This window comes from Veillonella sp. 3627 (assembly GCF_003992195.1).
Lineage (GTDB): Bacteria > Bacillota > Negativicutes > Veillonellales > Veillonellaceae > F0422.
In genome coordinates this window covers 34,683-60,988 of record NZ_RQVG01000005.1, presented here as the reverse complement: position 1 = coordinate 60,988, position 26,306 = coordinate 34,683, and the positions used below count along the sequence as shown (strand labels likewise).

Sequence of the window (26,306 nt, the reverse complement as noted above, 5' to 3'; positions counted from 1 at the left end):
CGATGGAAAGTTCAGGACAAAAACAGTTTAAGAGTAAGTGTCATATTTTAGTGTGGATTACTCTGTTAGCATTAGCTTTGATTGGTATGGTTGAATATGGTTATTTCTTGCAAAATAGACCTCCATTCAAATGGCAGATTTATTTAGGATTATTTCCATATGCAGCTTGGATAGTGTTGACCTATCTTGCAACAAAACCAAAATGGTTCACTGCACGTTATAATGTAGGTGAAATGTATAAAGTGCATCGCATTGTAGGTGTTGTGGCTACTGCCTTGGTAGGTGTTCATTGGTATGTATATTTTGGTAAAGCCTTAAAAAGTCCGTTAGGCTGGTGGGGAGGCTATACATCCTTAATTGCAATGTTTATTGCATTTGCGGTAGGTATTTTCTTCTTAACACCATGGTTTAAAAGTTTGGCTACTGCGATGCCTCGTAAAGCAGCTGTATGGATTCATAGATTGAATTTAGTGGCGTTAGTTGCTGTGGATATCCATGTACATGGATTTAAACGACTAGCAGCTATGGTTCCATTTATGCCAGTCTTTGATATCCTTACATATGGATTAGTGATCTATTACATCTATTGGATGTTTAAGAAAAGAAACTAAGTCGTCACTTATTCCGCTATGTAGCCTGTGGCATTTGTAACTGAATAGGGCAAAGGAAAGAGCACGGTATACCCCTCACAAACGGTATTTCATAATGTTTGTTCGGGGCACACCGTGCTCTTTTTATGTTTGTGTGATTCGAGTAGTTAAGGAACGCCACAAGGCTACTACTCGTAATGGCGTTCCTCAAGGAGTTTTCTCCTATCTATCATTGATGTTACTTTGGTTGCGTGATATAATTTATATAAGGCCACAAGGCCTTTTCTTTTTATATGAAATGGTATTACTCGATGTCAGGAATATTTTTACTAGTATCATAATGATATGTTACTGATACTATGTATATATGGTATCCCTATAAAGGATATGTACTAGATATACCTTAAAATGACGGCATTGATGTAGACAGGAGATACTATGTTTTTAGATGACACGATTGCAGCGATTGCGACGGCTCCGGGGATTGGCGGTATTGGTATTATCCGCGTCAGTGGTCCTGAGGCTTGTGATGTTGTGAATCGTATCTTTCACAGTAAACAATCTATCCCACTGGGTGAGCGCCAGACACGAACGATCCATTATGGACATATTGTTCACCCTAAGACGGGTAAAACCTTGGATGAGGTTATTGTAGTGTTGATGAAAGGCCCTCATTCCTATACGGCAGAGGATGTGGTAGAGATTCAATGTCATGGCGGTTTTGTGTCAGTCCGTGAAATACTGAAAGTTCTGCTTTCAGAGGGTGTACGTCAGGCAGAAGAAGGGGAGTTTACGAAGCGAGCGTTCTTGAATGGTCGCATTGATTTAACCCAAGCGGAAGCTATTATCGACATTATTGATGCGAAGACGGAGCAATCTTTGGAAGTGGCAGTCAATCAATTAGATGGCACCTTGTCCAAGTATATTCGTGCCTTACGAGATGAGTTAATTGCTATGATTGCTCATTTAGAGGTAACTATCGATTACCCAGAGGAAGATATTGAAGACGTATCAGCTCAAGAGGTACGGACGGAATTAGCGCCAATTCTTGAGAAGATGGATACCTTATTGGCGACGGCACAGCGTGGTAAATTATTGCGTGATGGTGTGATGGTGTCCATTATTGGTCGTCCTAATGCAGGGAAATCTAGTTTGATGAACGCTTTACTTCGTGAAGACCGTGCCATTGTGACGAATATTCCAGGCACGACCCGTGATAGTATTGAAGAATTTCTGACCATCCAAGGGATTCCCGTGCGCTTAATTGATACCGCAGGGATTCGTGAGACCGAAGATATTGTAGAAAGTATGGGCGTTGAAAAAGCACGTCAATACTTAGATAAAGCAGATGTAGTGGTCCTTGTCATTGATGGGTCTAAACCATTGGAGCCAGAAGAACAAGAGTTGCTACAGCTCATTACGAATCGTCCAAGTATTATCTTCTTGAATAAAGCAGACCAAACGCAGTGCATTACGAAGGAAGAGATTGCGGCACTGGGGACTTTCACAGAGATTGTCACCATCAGCGCAGCCCAAGGGGAAGGTATGGATGAGATGGCGAGGGTCATTACATCCTTGGTGCAAGGCGGTTCTGTGCAGGCCAGTCATGAGGCGATGCTCAGCAATGTGCGCCACATCACCTTGATGGAACAGGCGAAAGTTAGCTTGGATCAATCCATTCTTGCCATCGATAGCGGTATGCCTATCGATTTAATCGTCACGGACATTCGCGCCGCTTGGGAATTACTGGGCGATATTACTGGTGAAAGTTTACGTGAATCCATGGTGGATGAATTATTTAAACGATTCTGTTTAGGAAAATAGGAGAATACATGTATTTAGTAGATACGTATGATGTGATCGTCATTGGCGGTGGTCATGCTGGTTGTGAGGCTGCTTTAGCCACAGCTCGCATGGGGCACCGCACGTTGATGGCCACATTGAATTTAGATAATATTGCTCTTATGCCATGTAACCCAGCCATTGGGGGACCTGGTAAAAGTCATCTAGTATGTGAATTAGATGCCTTGGGCGGTGAAATGGGCATCAATGCGGATGCGACAGCCATCCAAATGCGCATGCTCAACACAGGGAAAGGTCCTGCGGTTCATTCCTTGCGGGCTCAATCTGATAAAGTAGCTTACCAACGCCGTATGAAAGAAGTTTTAGAAAATACAGAGAACCTTAATGTGAAGCAAATCATGGTCAATGAATTGCTCATTGAAGACGGTATGGTACAAGGTATTGTGTCTGAATTAGGCGAAGTATACCAAGCAAAGGCCATCATCTTATGTACAGGTACGTACTTAAAAGGTAAGATTATTACTGGAGAATTGGCGTATACAGGTGGTCCTAATGGACAACGGACAGCGGAATTGTTGTCTCAATCGTTATTGAACCATGGCATTAAGTTAATGCGATTCAAAACAGGTACACCAGCTCGTGTCGATAAACGAACCTTGCACACAGAGAATATGGAAATGCAACCTGGTGACTCTCACCATAGAGCCTTCTCCTTTATGTCTGATTGGATCGACCGCAATGAACAAGTATGTTGGTTGACTTTCACGAATCAAAATACACATGATATCATTCGTGGCAATTTACATCGTGCCCCTATGTACACGGGCGTCATTGAAGGGACGGGCCCAAGATATTGCCCATCCATCGAAGATAAAGTGGTTCGTTTTGAAGATAAACAACGCCATCAATTATTTGTGGAACCAGAAGGCAATCACACCAACGAAATGTACGTCCAAGGTATGAGCACAAGCTTACCAATCGATGTGCAATATGCGTTCCTACGAACTATCCCTGGTTTGGAAGATGTAGAAATCATGCGTCCAGCTTATGCTATCGAGTATGATTGCTTAGATCCATTGCAATTGACACCTGCTTTACAAGTGAAGCATATCCAAGGTTTGTATTCTGCAGGTCAAGCCAATGGTACATCTGGCTATGAAGAAGCGGCCGCACAAGGCTTGATGGCAGGTATCAATGCAGCCTTATGGTTAGAAGGAAAAGAGCCATTTATCTTATCTCGCTCCGAAGGCTACATCGGTGTACTCATCGATGATTTGGTAACGAAAGGAACGAAAGAACCGTACCGCATGATGACGAGCCGCAGTGAATATCGCTTGTTACTTCGTCAAGACAATGCAGATATGCGCTTAACAGAAAAAGGCTATGAAATTGGACTTGTTAAGGAAGAACGATATAAAGCTTTCAAAGAGAAACAAGGTAAGATCGAAGAGGCGATTCAATTACTAGCGGATACACCTGTAAATCCTAGCGAAGAAACTCAACAAATATTAGATCGTATTGGTACGCCTCGTATCAAAACGGGCATCAAGGCTTACGATTTGGTGAAACGTAACGAACTATCCTATGGAGTAGTGGCAGAGGCATTCGGATTGCCTCGCTACGAAGCGCCTGTGGAAGAAGAAATTGATATTACTATCACCTATGATGGCTATATTAAAAAGCAGCTCGAACAAGTAGAAAAGGTTCGCAAGTTAGAGGCGAAAATTATTCCTCAAGATTGGGATTATACAGCGATGAAAGGTATATCTTTAGAAGCCATTCAAAAATTGAACGCTGTACGCCCCCATTCCATTGGTCAAGCGAGCCGTATTTCTGGGGTGTCCCCTGCGGACATTTCTGTGCTCTTAGTGCAAATTGAGCAGTACTACCGTGAAAGAGGTTAATATGATATTTTCAGACTATGTGAAAGCCCACACCAACACTTATGGTTTGGACCTCACAGATACACAAATTGACCAACTGCAACGGTTTTATGAACAAGTAGTGACCACCAATGAGCATATGAATTTGACGGGAATTACTGACCCAGAAGAATTTGCTTTAAAACATGTGGTTGACTCTCTATCTTGTTATGACCCTAAGTATTTTACAAAAGGTGCAACGGTCATCGATTTAGGGACTGGTGCAGGTTTTCCAGGTGTTCCCCTAGGCATCTATGATCCGTCCTTGCAAATTACTTTATTTGACTCTTTACAAAAGCGACTCCGCTTTTTAGATGGTGTTATTGAGGACTTAGACTTACAAGGATTACAAACTTTACATGGCCGTGCAGAAGATTTGGCACATCAAGAGTACCGGGAATCTTTCGATCTTCTCACTAGCCGTGCGGTGGCTCGCTTATCCATCTTATTGGAATGGGGACTTCCCTATGTGAAAGTAGGGGGTTATATGGTGGCATTAAAAGGCTCTATCGTGCAAGAAGAATTAGAGGAAAGTAAACGTGCTGTATCCATCTTGGGCGGTGAAATTGTAGAGGTCAAAGAAGTGACGTTACCGACCTTAGAGGATAAACGAGCTATTGTGTATATCAAAAAGGTAAAACCTACGGCTAAGAAATACCCTCGAAAACCAAAAGAGATTAAAATAAAACCTTTATAGCTATGCACTATAACTCATAATAAAATATAGAAAAATGCTTATAAGTTATATCTATGATATACTTAATGAGTACTCTTTACATGTGCGGTCACGTTGTGTTCGCACATGTTTTATATTTGCAATACAAGATTGAGGTGAGACAATGGCAATCTATAACGGACGATTACCAAAACTCAATGAAGATGAAATAAAACGATACTCCGGATTAAAACATGCGGAGGGATTTCCAGAGCAGTATGTGAAAGAAGCTGCCCTAGAAGTACAATTAGTGGCAGAACCTCGTGGTGTGTACCAATGCTATGATTACGATGCAGACACACATACAATTCTTAGTAACCCGCCTATGGTGCTGGATGCTACAGGCATCATTCGTCATTTAGGGAATGCTAAAAAAGTATATGTTCTCGCTGTCACAGTAGGAGAAGCCGTAGAAGAACGCAGTTCTGCTTTATTTAAAGAAGGCAAATCTACACTAGGTCTTCTCGTGGATGCAGCGGCTACAACCGCTGTAGAACAAGTGGCAGATCAGGTAAATGAACTCATCGACAGAGAGGCAAAAAAACAAGGTTTTAAAACGACATGGCGCTTTAGCCCAGGCTATGGCAATTGGCCTGTCACAGTACAACAAGAATTTGCTAAGATTATTAAGACAGAAGAAATTGGATTGACGGTGACAGACACAAGCATGCTATTTCCACGTAAATCAGTAACGGCTATTGTGGGCTGTCAAACAGTAGATGAAGAAGGACCAAAAACACAACGAGGTTGCACATCTTGTAGCCAAGTAGAGTGCGCATCTCGTAAGTTGCCAGAGAAGGGGAGAACGTCGTGCATTTAAACAAACGTATCGTTTGTGATAGATAGTACTGAAAAGGTATCCTATGTGGGATATCCTTATGATAGTTATACTTTTTTTAAATAATAAATTGATGTATAGATAAGTAGCGTGATGTACTGATACAGGGGAAGAGTATAGTCATCGTTATACGAAGTATATTGCCTTGGGCGAGCAATGTGCCTGATACATAAGTGAGGGACATATGGTATATATTATAGATGGCGGCATGGGTACCATGCTGCAAGCGGCAGGTCTTGGTGACGGGGCTTGTCCAGAATTATTTAATGTAGAACATCCGGACGTAGTGGAGCATATCCATGCAGAATATTTACGTCATGGTAGTGATATTATTACGACTAATACCTTTGGTGGGACAGCGTTAAAACTGGATGAATACCAATTGGGTCATCGTATGGATGAAATCAATCGTGCTGCTGTGAAAGTAGCACAAGCGGCTCGTGATAAGATTAATCCGAATGCAAAAATCGCAGGTGATATGGGTCCTAGTGGTCGTTTTATGGCGCCATTAGGGGTGGCTCAATTTGATGAGATTTATGAGACTTTCAAAGACCAAGCAAGAGCCCTTATCGATGCAGGGGTAGATTACCTGATTATTGAAACGATCATTGATATCCAAGAAATGCGTGCTGCCTTGTTGGGGGCTAAAGATGCTCGTGACGAGTTAGGAAAAACAAAAGAGGATGTAAAAATTATCTGTCAGTTCTCTTTCAGCGAAGATGGACGTACTATTACAGGCACACCACCAGAAGCAGCAGCTATCTTGATGGATGCTATGGAAGCAGATATCGTAGGTATTAACTGTTCCTTAGGACCTGAACAATTATTGCCTCTGGTAGAACGCATGGCAGCAGTAACGAACTTGCCAATTAGTATTCAGCCGAATGCAGGTATGCCACAACTCGTAGGGAAAGAAACTATCTTCCCATTAGGACCAGAAGAGATGGGCGAATATGCACCTCGTTTCCTCGATGCAGGGGCAACGTATTTAGGTGCTTGTTGTGGTAGTACGCCAAAACACATTGAAGCTATTGCAAAAGCGGCACGAGCACATACACCGGCAGAACGACCACATGTAGAACCGTTTACGGCTTTCACAAGTCGTACTAGCGTAGTGAAAGTAGGCTTGCAAGAAAAACCAATCATCATCGGGGAACGCATTAATCCAACAGGCCGTAAAGTGTTGGCAGAAGAAATTCGCAAGGGTAGCTTCTTAATGGTGAAAAAAGATGCGTTAGCCCAAGTAGAAGCTGGGGCAGACGTGTTGGATGTTAACATGGGTGTCACAGGCGTTGATCCAGGGGAAACGATGAAACGAGCTATCGAAGAATTAACGATGCTTGTAGAGGTTCCTTTATCCATCGACACATTGGATCCAGTAGCGATGGAAGCTGGTTTAAAAGCTTACCCAGGTCGTCCATTATTGAACTCTGTGAACGCAGAGCCAGAACAATTGGAAGCGGTATTACCATTAGCAAAACGTTATGGTGCAGCGTTATTATGCTTGCCATTAGGTAAAAAAGAATTACCAGAAACGGCAGAAGAGCGTGTGTCTTTAGCAAAAGAAATTGTCTTAGAAGCGTACAACTATGGATTGCGACCAAATGATTTATTGCTTGACCCATTAGTATTGACCTTAGCAAGTAGCCAACATGCAGCAAGAGAAACATTAAAAACATTAAAACTCTATGCAGAAACTTTTGGATTCCCAACAGTGATGGGTTTATCTAATATATCCTTTGGCTTGCCACAACGGGCGTACTTGAATGCACAATTCTTAACGATGGCATTGAGCAGTGGTTTGACTTGTCCTATCATGAACCCAATGAATGAAATCGTACGAAAAGCTTTTATTACAGGCCGCACATTTATGGGCTTTGACCCAGCTGCAGCGGATTTTATTGCTGAATATGGTGATGACGATGAAAATGCAGTGGTGACGAAAAAGGTAAAAGCTACAGCAGAAGCTTTCCATAGTGATGATCCTATTGAATGCATTAAACATGCCGTAGAACAAGGGGAAAAAGAGGCGGTTGTGCCATTGGTAAAAGAAGCCTTAGCACAAGGCTTAGACCCATTGGAAGTGACTCGTAGAGGTTTATCCGATGCCATGGCGGTAGTAGGTGAAAAGTTCGGATCTGGTAAAGCCTTCTTGCCACAGGTTATGCTAGCGGCAGAAACGATGCAAGCGGCTTTTACAACGATTAAAGAAGTGTTGCCAGAAGGTACTGCAGAGAAGAAGGCTACTATTATCTTAGCTACGGTAAAAGGTGATATCCATGATTTAGGTAAGAATATCGTATCTGCCTTGTTAGAAAACAATGGATACCAAATCGTGGACTTAGGAAAAGATGTATCTCCAGAAGAAATTGTAGCAGCAGCAAAAGAGCATAATGCCCCGATTATTGGGATTGCCTCTTTGATGACTACAACGATGCCGATGATTAATGAAACCATTGCAGCCATCCGTGAATCAGGAGTGGATGCGAAGGTACTGGTAGGTGGAGCTGTATTGTCACAAGCCTACGCAGATGAAGCCGGGGCTGACTCCTATGCCAAAGATGGTATCTCCGCAGTGAATATAGTGAAAGGCTTATTAGGTGATGAATAGTTAGCATACTATAACACTTAGTAGGCAGAATTCTCAGAAGAGTTACTCCATGAGATGAGGTATCTAGAAGGATTAGATGGCTTAAAATTCTTTATAAAAATATATAAAAAGGAACATGGCAGAAGAAATGCCATGTTCCTTTTTATTTGTATGTAGATATGCGTTGAATACGGACTCCACCGCACGTGTATTGTGATTAACCTGTAGGATGTTTCACGTGAAACATTACTGAGAAATACCGCTGAGTATTTTAATTCTTATGATAGAATTTCCGTTTGTAATAAACTCGATTCCTTTTCTATAATCGTAAGTTGGCATATATACGCCATAAAAAAGAACGTGAACGCCTTCTTTATTATATACCATACTAGGTTGACCATATTTTGTGTAAATGTCTGCTATACTATCTCCGACAGCGATACCTCTAGCAGTGACAGCATCTCGGTTGTCTATAGTTGTCATTGTTGTTTCCGGAAAGTGTTTGTTACTTACATGGAAGGTGATGCCTCCGTAAATTACTCTATTTGGTTTAAGAGCAGTAGCCCCCCCAAACTTTTATAAATAGCATCGGTAGTAGATCCTGCAGGGATACCTGCTACTACTAAGTCTGTTGCTGGTAGTTCATTTCCTTTTACATGCATCGCTTCTAATTGTGAAGTGGAAAAGAGAGAGAATAAAAAGGCGATAACAAGTATCCAAGGACGTAGTTGTTTCATCATGAGCCTATCCTTTCATAGTTACTATAAATCATATGAAAATCGTACTGTATATAAAACTATTTGTCAATGATTAAAAGTGTCTATATAGTGAGTTCATAGAGGGATTGTTTCACGTGAAACAATTAATTAGATAGAGGTCATAATATTTCACGTGAAACATAAAAAAATATATAAAAAGATGAAGAAATACCCATAGCTTTCATATAAAATACGAAAATATATGTTATAATGTGATAAGATTATAAGAAAGAGGTGAAATAATGGCTAGAATTATTGCCGTAGCTAACCAAAAAGGTGGCGTTGGTAAAACGACAACTGCTGTAAATTTAAGCGCATCTTTAGCCGTAGAGGGAAAACGAGTACTCTTATTAGATTTAGATCCTCAAGGAAATGCTACAAGTGGATTAGGAATAGATAAAGAAAACATTGAACAAGGCGTATATGAAATGCTTGTAGATGATGTATCTATCACAGATATCATAGAATCTACAGTAATAGATACCTTGCAAATTGCGCCAACAACGATAGATCTAGCTGGGGCTGAGGTGGATTTGGTAGCTATGGAAGATAAAGGCTATACTTTGAAACAGTGTATAGCACCTATCGTAGAGGACTATGATTATATCCTTATAGACTGCCCACCATCTTTAGGTATGCTAACCATTAATGCCTTAACCGCTTCTAATAGCGTGTTAATTCCTATACAAACAGAGTTTTATGCTCTGGAAGGGGTTAGCCAATTAATTAAAACAATCGAACTTGTACAAGACGAATTAAATGAAGATTTAGAACTAGAAGGTGTGGTTCTTACTATGTACAATGGACGCACCAAACTAGCCGTACAAGTGGCAGAAGAAGTAACAAATTACTTTGGAGAGTCTGTATATACAACAACAATACCACGAAATGTGAAATTGGGAGAGGCTCCTAGCCATGGTTTACCAGTTGTTATCTATGATAAACGATCCAAAGGAGCTGAAGTATATTGTGCTTTAGCGCGGGAGGTAATAGAACGTGGTGCTTAAAAAAACAAAAGGTGGACTTGGTAAAGGCCTAGGGTCTTTTGGATTGTCTGGTTCTTTTAAAGATGGACATAAAAGTGGCTATGAAATTGATATTACTAAAATAAAGCCTAATCCTAATCAGCCTCGTAAACGCTTTTCAGAAGAAGATATGGAGACTTTAGTAGCTTCTATTCAGGCTCATGGATTGATTGCGCCTATTGCGGTTCGCAAGGTAGATGATTATTATGAAATTGTAGCTGGTGAAAGACGGTGGCGTGCCTGTCAGAAGGCGGGACTTACTAAAATTCCTGTGGTGGTGCGAGACTACACCACAGAAGAAGTGAGTGAAATTGCTTTAGTAGAAAATTTACAGAGACAGAACCTAAACCCTATCGAAGAAGCTTTTGGGTATCAATATTTAATGGATACTTTCAAAAAAACACAAGAAGAAATTGCTACTATTGTAGGTCGCAGTCGTTCCTATGTAGCCAATATTGTGCGACTATTACAATTACCGGAGTTTTTACAAGAAGAATTGGAAATAGGGACGCTAACAGTGGGGCAGGCTAGACCTTTATTGGCATTAGCTGAAGAACATTTGCAACTACAAGCGCTGGAACGCATTAAGGAAAAAGGCTTAAATGCTCGTCAAATAGAACAACTTGTGAAAGAACTACAATCTGGGAAGAAACGTTTAACATCTACACAACCAAAAGCAACGGCGGAGTTACGAAAGTTAATGCAAAGGCTCAAACATAGTTTAGGTGCTCCTGTAGATATTCGCTTAAAGAACACTAAAAAAGTACAAGGTACTATTGAAGTTTCTTTTAAAAGTGAAGAAGAACTAATGCGTTTAATTAGCTATATTGAAGGTGAATAGAAAGGAAGTCTATGGTATTAGAAACAACTAAAGGGAATCGCTTGCACATAGGCTTTTTTGGGCGTTGCAATGCAGGTAAATCTACTCTGATTAACACGCTGACAGAGCAACAGATTTCTTTGGTATCTCCCATTGCGGGGACTACGACAGATCCAGTGTCTAAAGGGATGGAATTGTTGCCCTTGGGCCCAGTGATGATTGTAGATACAGCGGGTATTGATGATACATCGGAACTAGGTTTGTTACGGGTAGACAAAACGAAACAAGTATTATCAACGATGGATCTAGCAGTGTATATGATGCGTACTGATGTTGAGCCGATTCCGGAAGATATAGAGTGGTTACAACAATTAGAAAGTAGACATATTCCTACCTTAGTAGTGATTAACGAAGTAAAAGGATGCAAGGGATCTGATTTTATTAAATCCCATGGGGAATTACAACCTTATACATCACAGGTCATAGTAGCAGACGTGAGTGATAGTACAAGCCGAATGGCATTATTAGAGGCATTAAGTAAATTAAAACCAGTTGATGAAGAGGTACAATCTTTGTTAGGTGGTTACATTGAAGAAAAGGATGTATTTGTCTTAGTATGCCCTATTGATGAATCAGCTCCTAAAGGTCGTATTATTTTGCCACAAGTGCAAATGATTCGTGAAATTTTGGATCATCATGGTATGGCTATGGTGTGCCAAGTAGAGGAGCTGGCCACTACATTGCAGCAATTGCAGAAATCACCTAAATTGGTTATTACTGACTCCCAAGCCTTTGAGGCGGTGAGTCAAATTGTGCCAAAGGATATAGCTTTAACAAGCTTTTCTATTTTGATGGCACGATTTAAAGGAAAATTAAAAGATTTAGTGGCAGGTGTACATGCTATAGAGCAATTGCGAGCGGGTTCACATGTATTGATCAGTGAAGGCTGTACACACCGCCAACAATGTGAAGATATTGGAACAGTAAAAATTCCAAGATGGCTAACAGCAAAAGGCTACACAGACTTACAGTTAGAGTGGACCAGTGGTGGACATTTTCCTCATGATGTATCTAAGTATGATGTTATCATTCATTGTGGGGGGTGTATGTTGACACGTCGAGAGGTGTTACGACGTATTGATGTAGCCACTGTCCAAGGGGTGCCAATTGTTAACTATGGTGTTTTGATAGCCTCCTTACATGGCATCTTACAACGTGCTATACAGCCATTTGAACATGAATTAGAATAGAAAGGATTATTGTGTTAGAACAACTATTACCTTGGTTACCATGGATACTAGGAAGTATTGTTTTATTGTTAGTATTACATGCGTTCAGTTTACATATACGAGTAAGTCGCCTTACCAAACGGTATCGATATTTTATGGATGGAGAAAATGGACAAAGTATTGAGCGACGTCTTGCTATTGAAGTGAAAGAATTACGAGATATGGCAAGTACTTGGGAAACCATTTTATCAGAACAAAAAGTGATTCAATCTACACAAGCACAAACATTTCAGCATATTGGATTTGTGAAATATAATGCTTTTGAAAATATTGGCAATGAATTGTCCTTTTCCTTGACGTTATTAGATGGAAATTTCAATGGTATTGTCATCTCTAGTATATATGGACGAAATGAATCACGTATTTTTACAAAACCAATTGTAAATGGTAAAAGTTTAGCCAGTCTTTCACAAGAAGAGTTAGCTAGCTTGCAATCTGCTATGGGACAACGAAGCAATGGAGATGTGTTAGCAAGTTCTTCTGTGTCAGCATAGAAAGGATGTTATATGCAAATACCTAAGTGGTTGCAGTCACATCTGAAACAAGATGGTAATGACTGGAATTTGCAGTTTACAAAACAACAAATAAAGACGATAGCCATTATATTAATTGCCATTTTAGTTATCTTTTTGGGATTTGGTATCTGGGGGATAGCGCGACAAGTAGAAGTGTTGCAATTGCGCCAAGAAAATCAATTACAAAAAGAGCAATTACGATTATTAGACCAAAAAGTAGAAGTCTTGGATAAAAAAATGAAAACTCTTGATGAGCTAGATCAAAATATTAGAAATATGATCAAAGGCACAGAGTCTGGTACACTGCAGAAAGCAGATGGAACCACCCAAAATAAAGAAGAGAAAGAGGACCCTTCTCCCAAAAGCTCAAATAAGACTTTCACAACAACTCATCTATCTGCACGTATATCTAGCTTAGATCGTCAAGCACAACGTCGTATGGTATCTATGTATACCTTATATAATGTGCTAAGAGAAGGGGTAGGCAAAGATATTAGAGAATTACAATCTTTGCTAGCCATGGAAGGAGATGCTAGTGATGCTAATAGCCACATGCCATCAATCTGGCCGGCTAAAGGCGTCATCAGTTCTACCTTTGGGGCGCGACAAGATCCTGTTTATGGTGGTGGTGCCTTCCACGAGGGGTTAGATATTGCTAATGATACAGGAACAACAATAGTAGCTACGGCGGCAGGTACTGTAACTTATGCAGCCTATGCTGGAGGGTATGGCAATTTAATAGAAATTGATCATGGTAATGGATTTATTACAAAATATGGGCATAACTCAGCACTCTTAGTACAAGCGGGAATGACTGTGAAAAAAGGACAATCCATTGCACTTATGGGTAGTACTGGTAAAAGTACAGGTAGTCATGTTCACTACGAAGTGAGGGTGAATGGTGTGGCTACGGATCCATTATTATTTTTGCCCATTCAATAGGAGGCAATTATGAAATCCTATGTACAAGTTTATACAGGTGATGGCAAAGGGAAAACAACAGCAGCCATCGGCCTAGCAGTGCGTGCTGCAGGAGTAGGAAAGAAAGTGCTACTACTTCAATTTATGAAATCTAAGGTGTACTCAGAACATGCTGTATTAGATCAATTAGACCCTATCACAGTAGAAACAGTAGGAAAACCTTTTTTTATTATTCCTGAAGGCATGAAAAGCGATGAAGAGTTGCGTCGATGGGGAGATGATGTAGTCGTGTTTCCTAAGGGGCAGCCGCCACAAGAATATAAGGATTTGATTCACATAGGTCAAGAAAGAGCTCTACAGGCTGTGGCAACAGGCGATTTCGATATTGTTATCTTAGATGAATACAATATGGCTTTGTTTTTTGGATTAATTGAAGAAGCAGAAGGGCGTGATCTCCTAGCAGCTCGAAATCCAAATGTAGAAGTGGTATTTACAGGCCGTGGTGCCCCACAATGGCTTCTTGACGAAGCGGATTTAGTCACTGTCATGGAGTCATATCGTCATTATTATGATCAAGGCGTAGAAGCACGTCTTGGTATTGAGCATTAAGGGTAAAGAATGTTATAATTTAAGTATTAACATCGTATAACATACTGAAAGGTAGGTGGTATCGTGTCACTATGGATGATTCTATTGCTATTGGTAATAGCTGTCATCATAGCCATTCTATGTATTCCTATCACATATAGTCTGAAAGTAAGTTCACGCAAGCCCTATGAATTTGACTTCCGATTAGAATGGATGTACCGAGTGTTAAAGGTGCATCTCGCCTATAAGCAAGGCCATTCCTTGTTTAAGGAAGTTTATGTATTAGGGTCTATGAAAGTCGGCTCTGCCCGTGATTACGAGGATTGGTTAAATCGTAGGGTAAAAGAAGAGCTAGATCCCTTAGCGACAGACGACGAGCAAGATGATGTAGACACAAAACACGTGGAAGAAGAAAGAGATCCGTATCCATTATCTGGATATACGGGCCCAGAGCCAGTAACATCTGTACGATTTGATGCGAATGGACATGTCTTGGATTCAGTAGATTCTACATCACCACAAGAAGAAACGACGGAAGAGAAAGAAGATACAAAAGATTTACCAACATTTTGGTGGTGGAAACATGTATCAAACCCTAAACTCTATGAAGCACTGTTTATAGTTAGTAAGCAATGTGCTAGTCATGCTAGTCCTAGAGTATTCCGATTAGAAGGGGATTTTGGAATTCCTAAACCCTATGAAATGGGTCTCATTACTGCAACAGCCTATACAGTGTGCCCCAAACAAGTGGAACAGGTTAATTTCACTTATACGGAATTTGCCTATACAGGTAGTTTAGAAGTAAAAGGACATATGCAGCTAGGTGTATTTGCTTTCTATGGAACTCTATTTATAGTAAAAAAAGCAGTTAGAGAGTGTCTACTGGACAGCGTAAAAGCATTTGTACAGTATCGACGTCGTAAGCAAAGTGCAAAATAAAAACTTTCAGAAGTTGAAGAATAGTAGGAGGTCATGATGGATACTAAACTTACAAACTTAAAAGACAATTTAGAGCCTTTATTTGAGCAATTTAAAGAAATGATTCGTGTAGAAACAGTAGTGGGTGAACCTGTGCAGTTAGGGGATACTACGATTGTACCATTTGTGGATGTATCCCTTGGTTTAGGGGGATGCCAAAAAGCTGGCGGTGGCGGAGCAAAAGTTGAGCCAACAGCTGTGCTTGTAATCAAAGGGGAACGCATTGAATTATTCAATATTAAAGGATCTGCTAAATATACTGGCTTTGATCGTTTAATCGGCATGGTTCCAGAAATTATCAGTAAATTGAAAAAAGAAGAATATGTCTATGTAAGTGAGGATAAATAATAATTAACTTATCATATGGATGTGTAGAATATATTTCATTTAGATTTCATATATATAAAGTATAGTAAGGGGGCAAGGTGATTTGCTAATTGGAAATAACTTTGCTATACTAGATAAATAGATGAAAATATTTCTCACAGGGAGGCTTATACATGAACTTAACTAAAAAGATTGCAACTTTAGGTGCACTAGCTGTAGTTGGTGCTTTCACAGTATCTAACGCTGCTAATGTAGGCGTAATTAACGAAGAAGCTATCTACACGGGCTATAATGGCTTTGGTGCTATCCAAATGCAAATTGATAAATTACGTGCTGAATACGGTCCTAAATTAGAAGGTGAATTCAAGAAACTAAATAACTTTAAAACAGATGCAGAAAAACAAGCATATTTTGATAAAAGTGTTCGTGGCATCCAAGAAAAATATAATCAAGAAGAAGCAAGTGTATTAGCTCCATTGGATAAAAAAGTAGCAGAAGCAATTCAAGCTATTGCAAAAGAAAAAAATATCGATGTATTAGTGGCTAATCCAACATCTGCTGGCGCTGTTAAAGAAGGTAATCAAGTTATCGACTTAACTCCAGATGTAGTAGCACGTATCAACAAATAAGATATAAAGAAAACCCTCAGATCGCAAGGTCTGAGGGTTATTTTTATATTGGCTTATTTATGAATTAGGTTTACAACGAACTCGCTATCTTCTACTAATGTAGCTTGGATGTAGTTGTTGCCGTCGAAGTGTAATACTTCGCCTGGTGTTAAGATATGGGATTCTGTTTCGTTAAGGAATACGTTCACTTTACCTTTTACCACAGTGAAGATGACGTTAGCTTCTGGGTGATTGTGTTTTTCCACTTTGTCACCAGCGACGCCGCCTTTTTTCACAATTTTGTAGTTTGGGCCATCAAAAATTAAACCTAGTTCTTGTTTTACAGTTCCTGCCATAGTAGAACCTCCTATTCTGGGGACTTTCACAGTGGTGAAAGTCAATCACTGCAGCGAATGTGCTGCCATATATAATATAAAAAGGATAAGCTACTTAGCTTTTAGCAATTGTATATACAGGAATATCACCATCAAGGTTCACGCTGAACGCAAAGTCCGGTGCTACGTGACTGACGAAGGCACTGAACCATGCTTGGAAGGCAGCGGCCATAATAATTGGATTCACGCCCGCTGTTTTCCAATAAGAAATTTGATTTTGGTGATTTCCGTACCAACTAAAGGTAGTATCGGTTTGCTCGATCACAGTATCACTTGGGTCACAAGGCATACCGTTCACATAGTAGTCTTGCATCACAGTGTAGATCGCTGGTGCTGTTTGAGCTGTCAGCTTTTCTTTCGCTTCTGTACCGCACATTGCACCTTGTTTGATAAAAGCTTCTAATACAGCGTCAATGCCATCATCGCCACCACAATCAGTTAAATCTTTGATAAAAGTAGCTTCACGAACAGAAGATGTTTGTAATTGGTTGTGTAACCAACCATGAATATTATTATGGTCGATGATACGATCCAACTGGCGATCTGGAGGAATTGGTTTTCCATACAAATCGATAGCGGTTGCATATAACTCATCTGCTAAATCGTCGAGGCGAGTGTGTGCCTCTTTTTTAATCAATTGTTCGCGTTCAGCGATAAGCTGAATTTTTTTGTATAACCAGAAATGAATGTGTCCCAGTACTGCTGACATGTTAAGCTCCTTTTCGTGCGACTTCTAATTTGGAAACAAGTTCATCCACATCCATGCCGTGAATGCTAGCGGCTTGCCATAATGGTTCTCCTGTCGAGGAAGGACAGCCTAGACAACCCATACCGATGGATTGCAACACAGGCACCGTTTGTGGATACATATCTATAATATCACGAATGATGGAATCTTTTGTAATAGCAATTTCAGATACATTACGACCTGCATTGAGTTTTGCTACTAATTCATCGATATCCATGCCGTGGATATTTGCCGCTTGCCATAGAGGTTCCCCTGTGGAAGAAGGACAGCCTAGGCAACCCATTCCCATGGATTGTAAAATAGGAATCAATTCTGGATATACGTCGACGATATGACGAACGATAGTATCTTTTGTAATGAGTTGTCCCGGTGAAAGTGGAGTAGCTCCTTTGTCGTTAGCAGGTGCAGCAGCTTCTGCAAGTCCTGCATTACCTTGACCTGGTAATTTGACCACTGGTTCAGCCGATGCTTTAGCAGCAGATGTTGGGGAATCCACTGTATCTAACACAGCAGCTCGGAATGCGTCGAGACCGATGCGGTCAATGAATTGGCCGATACGCTCGATTTGGGCATTTTCTTTGTAGTAGGCAATCATGCGATCGATGATAGTGAGTACTTCTTCTTCAGTAGCTACTTCTGTGATTAAATCGCCTAAGCGTGGATGAGCGCCAGCACTACCACCTGCATAGATTTGCCAACCCTGATCGTTGCCAATAACGCCGATATCTTTGGTAATCGCTTCGGAGCAAGAGTTAGGACAGCCAGATACGCCAATTTTCATTTTGGACGGCATTTCTTTAGAAATGTATTTTCGTTCTAATTGCATACCCAAGTGAACACTGTCTTGTTTTGCCCGTTTACAGAATGTTGTACCAGGGCAAATTTTTACAGAACGCACACGATTGGATACAGTGTGTGCTGGTTCCATACCTAGCATTGCCCATGCTTTGTCCACATCTTCTGCATTTAGGTTGGTAATCATGATGCGTTGTGCACCTGTAATTTTTAAAGTTGCGTGGAATGTATTTGCCACATCGATAAATTTTTGTAACATTTGTGGTTGTACGAAACCACCAGGTATGCGAGGGGTAATCGCATAGGTGCGTTTTCCATTACGGATACGCTGTAAATTGCCTGCCACTTGTGCCATGTGTATCTCCTTAGTATCGAGTAAATGTTGATAATTTTTATGTATGTCAAAGTTATGAAATATTATATATGACTAGGCGAAAGCCTATGCTCTTAGTATACTATAAGAAGTGAATCTTGTATGTAGCCGAGGCAACTGTTTTTATTCACAAATAATACACGGCTTATACACTGAAAATTTAAAGTTACACACAGAATTATCCACAAAAAGTGATTAAGTTAAGAGAAAAATAAATGTAAAATATAGTTAGTTACGTATTACACACAGAATATACACAAGATAATCACATGGTTATCCACAGTTTGGTATAATAGTTGCAATACTTAGAAGTTGCACACAGAGTATACACAAGATACCCACAGAATTATCCACAAATAGTGTATATATGGTTGGTAAAAAATATTTATAGAGTGTTTTATTCAAGTTAGTTATAGCATCTTAGTATGTGGTTTAATTTATATATAAATAGTTGAAAATACATTAGCTAAATACCTTATGAAGCCCATAAATGTTATAAGGAATTCACTATTGTATATGAAGTGATAGAAAAGAAAGATAAGGATATATATGAAAGTATTATATGAAAATGTACAGACTGCTACCTTTGTAGAGAGACCTAATCGATTTGTGGTCCATTTAGAATTACAGGGACAAATCATAGCTGCTCACTTACCGAATCCAGGTCGTATGTGGGAACTTCTTTTTGTAGGGGTGAAGATGTATGTGGTGCATCATCCAAAAGAAGGTGCGAAAACACAATATCGTGTCATCGGTATTGAACGAGAGGGTGTTCCCATTATGTTGGACACTAATTATTGTAATGACATGGCAGAGTACATGATCGAGGAACAACTGATTCCTGGATGGGAAGAATGGCGAGTGGTACGACGAGAGTACACAGTCGGTCATAGCCGCTTTGATTTATTGCTCACTAATGATAAGGGCGAATATTTTTTACTGGAAGTAAAATCTTGTACATTATTTGGCGATCAAGGGGCGATGTTTCCTGATGCGGTGACAGAGCGAGGTCGAAAGCACTTACTACATTTGCAAGAATTACAGCAAGAGGGATATCGTACAGGTATTTTATTCTTAGTGCAATGGGGACGAGCTCTGTGGTTTTCCCCAGACTTTCACACGGATTTGGAATTTACTAAGACATTTATTGAGGTGGCACCACAATTAGATTGGAAGGCCATGGCATTACAGTGGACTTCAGAGTTTCACAGGCCTACGGTGGTACGAGAGTGCCTGTACAATGATGTGGCTGTGCGCATAGAAGCAGAGGACCGAGGCGATTACCTCATGGTGTTGCAGGTGGAAGAGCCAGTGACCTTAACTATTGGAAGTAAAGGAGATATGTACTTTGAACCCGGTTATTATGTGTATGTAGGGTCAGCGAAAGCCAATTTAGAAAAACGCATTGAACGTCACAAACGGAAGCGAAAAAAGAAACATTGGCATTTAGATTATTTGCGAAGTGTTAGTACTGTCATTGCTGCGTTACCGATTCGTAGTTCCAGTGATTTAGAATGCGAATTGGCGAAGGCGATGAAGGCTATTAGCGTAGACGAGGTGAAAGGCTTTGGCTGTAGCGATTGTCATTGTGATTCACATTTATTCAAAATGGATGTGAATCCTATCCATGATGAACGATTTATGATCGAGGTGGTAGAGCAATTTCGTATGAATCGATTGAATACGATGATGTTGGACAGGTAGCTACAAAACTGTGAGAATATTTATTCAATATATACGTTCACAAGTGTTTATATTTGAGCATATTGAAATTTTTATGTAAAAAGATAGAAAAAAAGTGCATAAAATGGTATAATAATTTAGTTAATAGATTCGTTTTTAAAAATGAGGTGATACAATGGAGGAAAAGGCTTGGAGTCATGGCAAGATTGTGCCAGTCCAAATCGATAAAGAAATGCGTAGCTCCTACATCGATTACGCCATGAGCGTTATCGTTATGCGCGCCCTTCCAGATGTACGTGATGGGTTGAAACCTGTACACCGTCGTATTCTATATGCGATGCATGAAACAGGTATGACACCGTCGAAACCGTACAAAAAATCGGCTCGTATCGTCGGCGACGTACTTGGTAAATACCACCCACATGGTGATAGTTCTGTGTATGATGCAACGGTGCGTTTGGCCCAAGATTTTAATACAAGATATCCACTGGTAGATGGTCATGGTAACTTTGGTTCCATTGACGGCGACTCTGCAGCGGCTATGCGGTATACAGAAGTTCGTATGTCTCGTATTGCTACAGAAATGCTAGCAGATATCGAGAAGAAAACAGTGGACTTCATGCCGAACTATGATGAATCTTTGGAAGAACCAACCGTGCTTCCTGCAAAGATTCCGAACTTGTTAATCAATGGTTCCGCCGGCATTGCCGTTGGGATGGCGACAAACATTCCGCCTCATAACTTAGGGGAAGTGGTAGATGGTCTAGTGATGCTTATCGACGACCCAGAAGTAGATGTGAACCAATTGATGACAGCTATTAAAGGTCCAGACTTCCCAACAGGGGCGTCTATCCTTGGCCGTGAGGGCATAAAAAAAGCCTATGCCACAGGTCGTGGTAGCATCAAAATGCGTGCGAAAGCTCATATTGAGGCTATGACGAAAGGTAAACACCGTATCGTGGTCACAGAAATTCCGTACCAAGTGAACAAAGCGCGCTTAATTGCAACCATTGCAGATTTAAGCCGTGATAAAGTGGTGGACGGCATTACGGCCCTTCGTGATGAAAGTGACCGTCGTGGTCTTCGCATCGTCATCGAATTGCGTGCAGACGTACAACCAGATATTGTGTTGAATAAATTATATAAACATACACAATTACAAGATACATTTGGCGTAATTATGCTAGCATTGGTGAAAGGCCATCCAAAAGTATTGACTTTGAAAGAAGTACTAGGTCATTACTTAACGCACCGTCAAGAAGTGATTGTACGCCGTACAGAATTCGACTTGGCGAAAGCAGAAGCTCGTGCCCATGTATTGGAAGGTTTGTTGATTGCTTTAGATCACATTGATGAAGTGATTCATACTATCCGTAGTTCTCAAACTACAGATATTGCTCGTGCCGCTTTGATTGAAAAGTTCAGCCTTACAGAAATTCAAGCGAATGCTATCTTAGATATGCGTTTAGCTCGTTTAACAGGTTTGGAACGCGAAAAAATCGAAGAAGAACATGCAGCATTGTTAGTGTTGATTGCAGATTTAAAAGCAATCTTAGCCTCCGACGAACGTCAACGTGAAATTATCAAAGAAGAATTGATTGCCATGAAAGAAAAATATGGCGACAAACGCCGTAGTGAAATTACGATTGATACGTCTGACTTCGATGTAGAAGATCTAATTGCTGATGAAGAAATGGTTATCACATTAACTCGTCAAGGTTATATTAAACGCATGAATGCTAATGTGTATCGCAACCAACATAAAGGTGGCGTAGGTGTTGTGGGAATGAAAACAAAAGATGATGATTATGTAGCACAAATTATGCATGTACGTACACATAATACATTGTTATTCTTTACATCCACAGGTCGTGCGTACCGTTTAAAAGCCTACGAAGTGCCAGAAGCATCTAGTCGTAATTCACGGGGTACAGCCATCATTAACGTATTACCTCTTAATGTAGGGGAAACAGTGACGAACATGATCGACTTAGAACGCATCTCTAGCGATGTGAACCTGTTTATGGTTACAAAACAGGGCGTTGTAAAACGTACGGCTATTGATGAGTATCGCAATATTCGTCGCGGTGGTTTGAATGCAGTGGCATTGGATGAAGGAGATCAGTTAATCTCCGTAGGATTAACCTATGGTAACCAAGATGTATTGCTAGGTACGAAAAAAGGTATGGCTATTCGCTTCCATGAATCTGATGTACGTTTAATGAAACGAGCAGCTCGTGGTGTGAAAGGTATTAATCTCAATACTGGTGACGAAGTTGTAGGCGCTAGCATCATCCACGGCACTGGCGAAGAATGCCAAGTCTTTACTATCAGTGAAGAAGGATATGGCAAACGCAATGTGGAAAGCTCCTATACAGTACAAAAACGTGGTGGTAAAGGGACGAAAAACTTTAAAATCACGGAAAAAACTGGTGAAGTAGTGGCCGTAGAAATCGTGAATGACAACGATGAAATGATGCTTATTTCTGAACAAGGTAAAATCATTCGCTTTGATGTAAATGATATTGCGGTGAAGAAAAGTAAAGCTATTTCTGGCGTGAAAACACAGAACTTAGACGAAGGAGATAAAATTGCCTCTGTAGCGGTTATTTCTGGAGAAGATCTAAAAGAAGATGAAAGCTTGTTTTAATATCGGCTTTCTTGCCATTCTTAATTGAGTAGAAGGGAAGAGCACGACACATTCCTCCGCAAACTGATACAGTGGTTAGGTTTGCTCCGGAACATGTCGTGCTCTTCTTGCGTTTGTGGAATTTTGTCAGATAAGGGGACAAGAAAGGCCGATTCTACAATGGCGCTTTTTCTGCATTGAATTTTATCGATGAATAGCATATAATAGTAATGTTATATCATAAAATCAGAGTATTAGGAGGCGAGTCCTATTTTAGACTTTAAGCGTTTTACCTTAGAAGATAAGCCCCGTATTGATGCGTACTTTGGAGAGCATCATTATGAAGCGTCAGATAATAGTTTTACTACATTGTTTATGTGGCAAGATATTTATGGCATTACTTGGGCAGAAGAAGAAGGTGTGTTATTTATTAAAGGTGGTGGAGTGACAGAATCTCCATTTATGTTACCACCGTTTGCTGGAAAAGATGCCAAGTTTGTAGATGGATTACAAATGGCGAAAGAGTGGTTCAAAGAGAACCAAATTCCATTTTTATTAAAAGGTGTTAATCCAATCATGATGGAACGGATGCAAAAGTTGTGTCCAGATTGTTATGAATTTACACCTGACCGTGATAACTTTGAATATATCTATCGTACAGAAGATATGATTACCTTAGCAGGTAAAAAGTTACGTCAAAAGAAAAACCATTTAAATCAATTCCGTATGCAATATTCTAATTATGAATATATGCCAATTGATGAGAATACAATTCCTTTATGTCGTGAAGCGGCAGAACAATGGGTGGAAACACATCATGAAGAAGGCATTGAAGATGAACTAACAGCGATTAATTTACTCTTTGACCATTGGGATGCATTAGGCCTTGTAGGTGGTTGTATTAAATTGTTCGGACGAGTAGAAGCTTTCACCATTGGAGAAATGTTGAATGAACATATGGCGCTGATTCATATTGAGAAAGCAAATCCAACCATCCGTGGTTTATATCAAGCCATCAATAATGAATTTATTCGTCATGAGTTCGTAGATACACAGTTTATCAACCGTGAAGAAGATATGGGATTACCAGGGCTTCGCATGGCGAAAGAATCTTACAACCCAGATCATTTTGCTGAAAAATATGATGCTCGTTGTATCAAACAAGGCGCCTGTGAGGATAACGTGTAGCGAATAGTATATAATTCCTAGGGACATATGATAAGTTCCTAGGAGTTTTATTTTCTTTCTGACCAAGGAATCGTTTGTTCTTGCGATGTGGCCTTGCGTTCGCTTGCTGATACTGTGCAAGACCCGCGTCAAGGTATATAATGACTAGACAGTAACGGGATTGATGTAGAGAATGAAAGGAGCCAATATGACCTATTTTTGGGAAGGCTTACTGATTGGGTTTGCTGTGTTGGCGCCCATAGGGATGCAGAATCTATTTATCATTAATACAGCACTGGTACAAAAGGCATCACGTATTATTACTACCATTCTAATCGTGGCATTTTTCGATCTTACCTTAAGTGTATCGGCGTTTTATGGCATTGGTGCTATCTTTGATATATGGCCTTTTTTGAAAGGCATCGTACTTCTTTTGGGAGGAGCGGTTATCTTTTACATGGGCTATACCGTGTTTAATTCAGAGCCGAATGTATCTCATGTGGATACGAATGTGACAATTTGGAATATTGTGACTACTGCCTTTGCGGTAGCATGGCTGAACCCTCAGGCACTTATCGATGTGACGATGATGTTCGGTGCTGTGAAAGCCAGCATTCCTGAGGAGTCATCCATCTATTTCTTACTGGGATACATCGTGTCTGCTTTTGCTTGGTTTGGAGCATTATCGACTATTATTCACAAATTAGCAAAGCGTATCAAAATTTCGCAACTCGTATGGATCAACCGTATCTGTGGATTGATTTTATTCGGATATGGAGCGAAATTGTTTATAGATGGAGTATTGCTGTATATATAGTAAACTTTCAGAAAAGAAGTGCATAAAGGGTCTAGCAGTAGACCCTTATTTTTTTATATAATACTAATATAAAGTATTCGAACTATTTTCAATGTACCATAACGATGGAAGAGGGATTATTTTGAAATTTAGAATAGCAAAAGATACGGACACAAAAGATGTAAAGCGTTTGTGGGCCTATTGTTTTGAGCCAGAAGGTCATCCATTTTTTAACTATTATTTTGATACTGCTTATGAACCAGAAAATACGATGGTTGGTATCGATCGTAGTTATTTGGTGAGTACCGTCCATTTACGACAAAATATTATACGTGTTCGTGGTGTGGACCTGCCTATGTCTTACATGGTGGGAGTTGCCACAGACCCTATTGTACGTCGTAGTGGGGTAGGCAAAAAATTACTGAAATTAGCATTAGGCGAATTAAAACAACGTGGACAAGGAGTCACTATTTTAATGCCATCGTATGCTGGGTTTTACCAAAAATATGGATGGGATTTATATGCCCATCAATGGGTACAAACTATGAAGCTAGATGATTTGGCCCCACTAGTAGAAACTACAGATAAAACGATGTCCTTTGGTATGTTACGGTCTCCACGGGAGTGGAAACGTTTAGCAGGGGTATATGAGACATATACTAAACCATTATCTGGCTATGCTGTGCGTAAAGAAAAAGAATGGGTTCGCTTATTAGAGTCTATTTTTGCAGAAGGCGTGCAAGTAGGGTATGTGAAAAATGATTCTGGACAATTAGAGGGTTATTGTTTTTATCGCTTAGGGGAACCTGAGATTGCTGTGACAGAATTTGTGTATACTACGCGTCGTGCGCAAAAAGCATTGTTGAACTTCTTGTACAACCATCGTTCCCAAGGTGACAGTGTACGGTGGAATGAAGGTATGCTGGATCAAGGCTATATCTTTCATCCTAATGGGAAAGTAGGGCACAGTACTATGCCATTTATGATGAGTCGTATTGTAGATGTCAAACTAGCTATGGAAAGTATTCCTGTACCAGTAGCATTAGAAGGGGCTATTCAGTTCGGTGTGAAAGATCCATTATGTGAGTGGAACCATGGTACCTATGTAGTGTCTTATAAAGAAGGTAAGGCGCAAGTAGTAAAACATAAAGAGCATGTAGATATTAATGCTAAATTAGTATTCTCTGTAGGTGCTTTGAGCTTACTTCTCATGGGTCGTATGAGTGCTACAGAACTTGCTTTTGAAGAAAAATTAGAAGGACCAGATGATATATTAGAAGTATTGAATCGGGCCTACCCAAGACAAAATACATATATAAATGAATGGTGGTAAGATACTTTTTAAAGTTGATACAATCACCATAAAATAAGAAAGAACGCTATGCATTTCTTGACAAGCTATGAGAATATTTTAGTTTGCTATAGGATGTGTA

Annotated in this window: 25 protein-coding genes; 20 read left to right on the top strand and 5 right to left on the bottom strand. The window is 40.1% G+C overall.

Going from position 1 to position 26,306, the window contains the following annotated elements:
• Positions 1–2: 2 nt before the first annotated feature.
• From EO114_RS03790 to EO114_RS03765, 6 genes are all read left to right on the top strand, one after another.
• Positions 3–611 carry a hypothetical protein gene (locus EO114_RS03790; RefSeq protein ID WP_127011183.1) on the top strand — a complete coding sequence of 203 codons (609 nt, stop codon included), beginning with the start codon at positions 3–5 and terminating at the stop codon, positions 609–611.
• Positions 612–1,028: 417 nt separating this feature from the next.
• The gene (gene mnmE, locus EO114_RS03785; protein ID WP_127061631.1) at positions 1,029–2,414 is read left to right on the top strand and encodes a tRNA uridine-5-carboxymethylaminomethyl(34) synthesis GTPase MnmE; all 1,386 of its coding nucleotides are present in this window, start codon (positions 1,029–1,031) and stop codon (positions 2,412–2,414) included.
• A gap of 8 nt (positions 2,415–2,422) precedes the next feature.
• The gene (gene mnmG / locus EO114_RS03780) at positions 2,423–4,297 is read left to right on the top strand and encodes a tRNA uridine-5-carboxymethylaminomethyl(34) synthesis enzyme MnmG (protein WP_127061629.1); all 1,875 of its coding nucleotides are present in this window, start codon (positions 2,423–2,425) and stop codon (positions 4,295–4,297) included.
• A 1-nt stretch (position 4,298) separates the two neighbouring features.
• Positions 4,299–5,012, top strand: coding sequence for a 16S rRNA (guanine(527)-N(7))-methyltransferase RsmG (rsmG, locus tag EO114_RS03775; RefSeq protein ID WP_127061626.1), 714 nt, complete (start codon positions 4,299–4,301; stop codon positions 5,010–5,012).
• 142 nt (positions 5,013–5,154) lie between these two features.
• Complete coding sequence (locus tag EO114_RS03770; RefSeq protein WP_062402199.1) at positions 5,155–5,850, top strand: vitamin B12 dependent-methionine synthase activation domain-containing protein; 696 nt, start codon at positions 5,155–5,157, stop codon at positions 5,848–5,850.
• 202 nt (positions 5,851–6,052) lie between these two features.
• Positions 6,053–8,479 carry a homocysteine S-methyltransferase family protein gene (locus EO114_RS03765; RefSeq protein ID WP_127061624.1) on the top strand — a complete coding sequence of 809 codons (2,427 nt, stop codon included), beginning with the start codon at positions 6,053–6,055 and terminating at the stop codon, positions 8,477–8,479.
• A gap of 225 nt (positions 8,480–8,704) precedes the next feature.
• Here the strand turns inward: EO114_RS03765 and EO114_RS03760 are convergent, their stop codons facing one another.
• Positions 8,705–8,941, bottom strand: a complete 237-nt coding sequence (locus EO114_RS03760; RefSeq protein ID WP_127061622.1) for a hypothetical protein — start codon at positions 8,939–8,941, stop codon at positions 8,705–8,707.
• 53 nt (positions 8,942–8,994) lie between these two features.
• Positions 8,995–9,198, bottom strand: coding sequence for a hypothetical protein (locus tag EO114_RS03755; protein WP_127061620.1), 204 nt, complete (start codon positions 9,196–9,198; stop codon positions 8,995–8,997).
• Positions 9,199–9,458: 260 nt separating this feature from the next.
• On the opposite strand from EO114_RS03755, the gene EO114_RS03750 reads away from it, so the two are divergent.
• The 9 genes from EO114_RS03750 to EO114_RS03710 all read left to right on the top strand — a co-directional run bounded on the left by EO114_RS03750 (position 9,459) and on the right by EO114_RS03710 (position 16,308).
• Entirely contained in the window at positions 9,459–10,223 is a 765-nt protein-coding gene (locus tag EO114_RS03750) for a ParA family protein (protein WP_127061618.1), read from the top strand.
• Positions 10,213–11,082, top strand: coding sequence for a ParB/RepB/Spo0J family partition protein (locus EO114_RS03745; RefSeq protein ID WP_164723758.1), 870 nt, complete (start codon positions 10,213–10,215; stop codon positions 11,080–11,082). The genes EO114_RS03750 and EO114_RS03745 overlap by 11 nt, the downstream gene beginning before the upstream one ends.
• Before the next feature lie 11 nt (positions 11,083–11,093).
• Positions 11,094–12,311 carry a [FeFe] hydrogenase H-cluster maturation GTPase HydF gene (hydF, locus tag EO114_RS03740; RefSeq protein WP_009353581.1) on the top strand — a complete coding sequence of 406 codons (1,218 nt, stop codon included), beginning with the start codon at positions 11,094–11,096 and terminating at the stop codon, positions 12,309–12,311.
• A gap of 11 nt (positions 12,312–12,322) precedes the next feature.
• Positions 12,323–12,844, top strand: a complete 522-nt coding sequence (locus EO114_RS03735) for a DUF4446 family protein (RefSeq protein ID WP_127061616.1) — start codon at positions 12,323–12,325, stop codon at positions 12,842–12,844.
• A 12-nt stretch (positions 12,845–12,856) separates the two neighbouring features.
• The gene (locus EO114_RS03730) at positions 12,857–13,807 is read left to right on the top strand and encodes a M23 family metallopeptidase (RefSeq protein ID WP_127061614.1); all 951 of its coding nucleotides are present in this window, start codon (positions 12,857–12,859) and stop codon (positions 13,805–13,807) included.
• A 9-nt stretch (positions 13,808–13,816) separates the two neighbouring features.
• A complete protein-coding gene (locus EO114_RS03725) occupies positions 13,817–14,395 on the top strand; it encodes a cob(I)yrinic acid a,c-diamide adenosyltransferase (protein ID WP_009353587.1) in 579 nt (192 codons plus the stop codon).
• A 63-nt stretch (positions 14,396–14,458) separates the two neighbouring features.
• A complete protein-coding gene (locus EO114_RS03720; RefSeq protein WP_127061612.1) occupies positions 14,459–15,313 on the top strand; it encodes a hypothetical protein in 855 nt (284 codons plus the stop codon).
• A 36-nt stretch (positions 15,314–15,349) separates the two neighbouring features.
• Entirely contained in the window at positions 15,350–15,700 is a 351-nt protein-coding gene (locus EO114_RS03715) for a GerW family sporulation protein (protein WP_009353763.1), read from the top strand.
• A 152-nt stretch (positions 15,701–15,852) separates the two neighbouring features.
• Positions 15,853–16,308 carry an OmpH family outer membrane protein gene (locus tag EO114_RS03710; RefSeq protein WP_009353765.1) on the top strand — a complete coding sequence of 152 codons (456 nt, stop codon included), beginning with the start codon at positions 15,853–15,855 and terminating at the stop codon, positions 16,306–16,308.
• Positions 16,309–16,361: 53 nt separating this feature from the next.
• Here EO114_RS03710 and EO114_RS03705 read toward each other — a convergent pair whose 3' ends face one another.
• The 3 genes from EO114_RS03705 to EO114_RS03695 all read right to left on the bottom strand — a co-directional run bounded on the left by EO114_RS03705 (position 16,362) and on the right by EO114_RS03695 (position 18,580).
• Entirely contained in the window at positions 16,362–16,643 is a 282-nt protein-coding gene (locus EO114_RS03705) for a cupin domain-containing protein (RefSeq protein ID WP_127061611.1), read from the bottom strand.
• A gap of 94 nt (positions 16,644–16,737) precedes the next feature.
• Positions 16,738–17,391, bottom strand: a complete 654-nt coding sequence (locus EO114_RS03700) for a hypothetical protein (protein WP_009353762.1) — start codon at positions 17,389–17,391, stop codon at positions 16,738–16,740.
• A gap of 1 nt (position 17,392) precedes the next feature.
• A complete protein-coding gene (locus EO114_RS03695; protein WP_127011163.1) occupies positions 17,393–18,580 on the bottom strand; it encodes a DUF1858 domain-containing protein in 1,188 nt (395 codons plus the stop codon).
• 567 nt (positions 18,581–19,147) lie between these two features.
• Between EO114_RS03695 and sfsA the strand changes: the two genes are divergently transcribed.
• The 5 genes from sfsA to eis all read left to right on the top strand — a co-directional run bounded on the left by sfsA (position 19,148) and on the right by eis (position 26,206).
• Positions 19,148–20,302, top strand: a complete 1,155-nt coding sequence (gene sfsA / locus EO114_RS03690; RefSeq protein ID WP_127061610.1) for a DNA/RNA nuclease SfsA — start codon at positions 19,148–19,150, stop codon at positions 20,300–20,302.
• 154 nt (positions 20,303–20,456) lie between these two features.
• The gene (gene gyrA / locus EO114_RS03685) at positions 20,457–22,931 is read left to right on the top strand and encodes a DNA gyrase subunit A (RefSeq protein WP_009353770.1); all 2,475 of its coding nucleotides are present in this window, start codon (positions 20,457–20,459) and stop codon (positions 22,929–22,931) included.
• Positions 22,932–23,180: 249 nt separating this feature from the next.
• Positions 23,181–24,098 (top strand): DUF2156 domain-containing protein, encoded by a 918-nt coding sequence (locus EO114_RS03680; RefSeq protein ID WP_052847073.1) that lies wholly within the window; start codon positions 23,181–23,183, stop codon positions 24,096–24,098.
• A 187-nt stretch (positions 24,099–24,285) separates the two neighbouring features.
• Positions 24,286–24,894, top strand: coding sequence for a LysE/ArgO family amino acid transporter (locus tag EO114_RS03675; protein WP_127011165.1), 609 nt, complete (start codon positions 24,286–24,288; stop codon positions 24,892–24,894).
• Between the two features lie 121 nt (positions 24,895–25,015).
• Entirely contained in the window at positions 25,016–26,206 is a 1,191-nt protein-coding gene (eis, locus tag EO114_RS03670) for an enhanced intracellular survival protein Eis (protein ID WP_127061609.1), read from the top strand.
• Positions 26,207–26,306: the final 100 nt, after the last annotated feature.

Coding starts and splice junctions, on each gene's coding strand:
- EO114_RS03675 (WP_127011165.1), top strand. CDS start 24,286: ATGACCTATTTTTGGGAAGGCTTACTGATTGGGTTTGCTGTGTTGGCG.
- mnmG (WP_127061629.1), top strand. CDS start 2,423: ATGTATTTAGTAGATACGTATGATGTGATCGTCATTGGCGGTGGTCAT.
- EO114_RS03695 (WP_127011163.1), bottom strand. CDS start 18,580: ATGGCACAAGTGGCAGGCAATTTACAGCGTATCCGTAATGGAAAACGC.
- EO114_RS03770 (WP_062402199.1), top strand. CDS start 5,155: ATGGCAATCTATAACGGACGATTACCAAAACTCAATGAAGATGAAATA.
- hydF (WP_009353581.1), top strand. CDS start 11,094: ATGGTATTAGAAACAACTAAAGGGAATCGCTTGCACATAGGCTTTTTT.
- EO114_RS03790 (WP_127011183.1), top strand. CDS start 3: ATGGAAAGTTCAGGACAAAAACAGTTTAAGAGTAAGTGTCATATTTTA.
- rsmG (WP_127061626.1), top strand. CDS start 4,299: ATGATATTTTCAGACTATGTGAAAGCCCACACCAACACTTATGGTTTG.
- EO114_RS03700 (WP_009353762.1), bottom strand. CDS start 17,391: ATGTCAGCAGTACTGGGACACATTCATTTCTGGTTATACAAAAAAATT.
- EO114_RS03730 (WP_127061614.1), top strand. CDS start 12,857: ATGCAAATACCTAAGTGGTTGCAGTCACATCTGAAACAAGATGGTAAT.
- EO114_RS03725 (WP_009353587.1), top strand. CDS start 13,817: ATGAAATCCTATGTACAAGTTTATACAGGTGATGGCAAAGGGAAAACA.
- mnmE (WP_127061631.1), top strand. CDS start 1,029: ATGTTTTTAGATGACACGATTGCAGCGATTGCGACGGCTCCGGGGATT.
- EO114_RS03710 (WP_009353765.1), top strand. CDS start 15,853: ATGAACTTAACTAAAAAGATTGCAACTTTAGGTGCACTAGCTGTAGTT.
- EO114_RS03705 (WP_127061611.1), bottom strand. CDS start 16,643: ATGGCAGGAACTGTAAAACAAGAACTAGGTTTAATTTTTGATGGCCCA.
- EO114_RS03750 (WP_127061618.1), top strand. CDS start 9,459: ATGGCTAGAATTATTGCCGTAGCTAACCAAAAAGGTGGCGTTGGTAAA.
- EO114_RS03755 (WP_127061620.1), bottom strand. CDS start 9,198: ATGATGAAACAACTACGTCCTTGGATACTTGTTATCGCCTTTTTATTC.
- gyrA (WP_009353770.1), top strand. CDS start 20,457: ATGGAGGAAAAGGCTTGGAGTCATGGCAAGATTGTGCCAGTCCAAATC.
- EO114_RS03715 (WP_009353763.1), top strand. CDS start 15,350: ATGGATACTAAACTTACAAACTTAAAAGACAATTTAGAGCCTTTATTT.
- EO114_RS03760 (WP_127061622.1), bottom strand. CDS start 8,941: ATGACAACTATAGACAACCGAGATGCTGTCACTGCTAGAGGTATCGCT.
- EO114_RS03765 (WP_127061624.1), top strand. CDS start 6,053: ATGGTATATATTATAGATGGCGGCATGGGTACCATGCTGCAAGCGGCA.
- sfsA (WP_127061610.1), top strand. CDS start 19,148: ATGAAAGTATTATATGAAAATGTACAGACTGCTACCTTTGTAGAGAGA.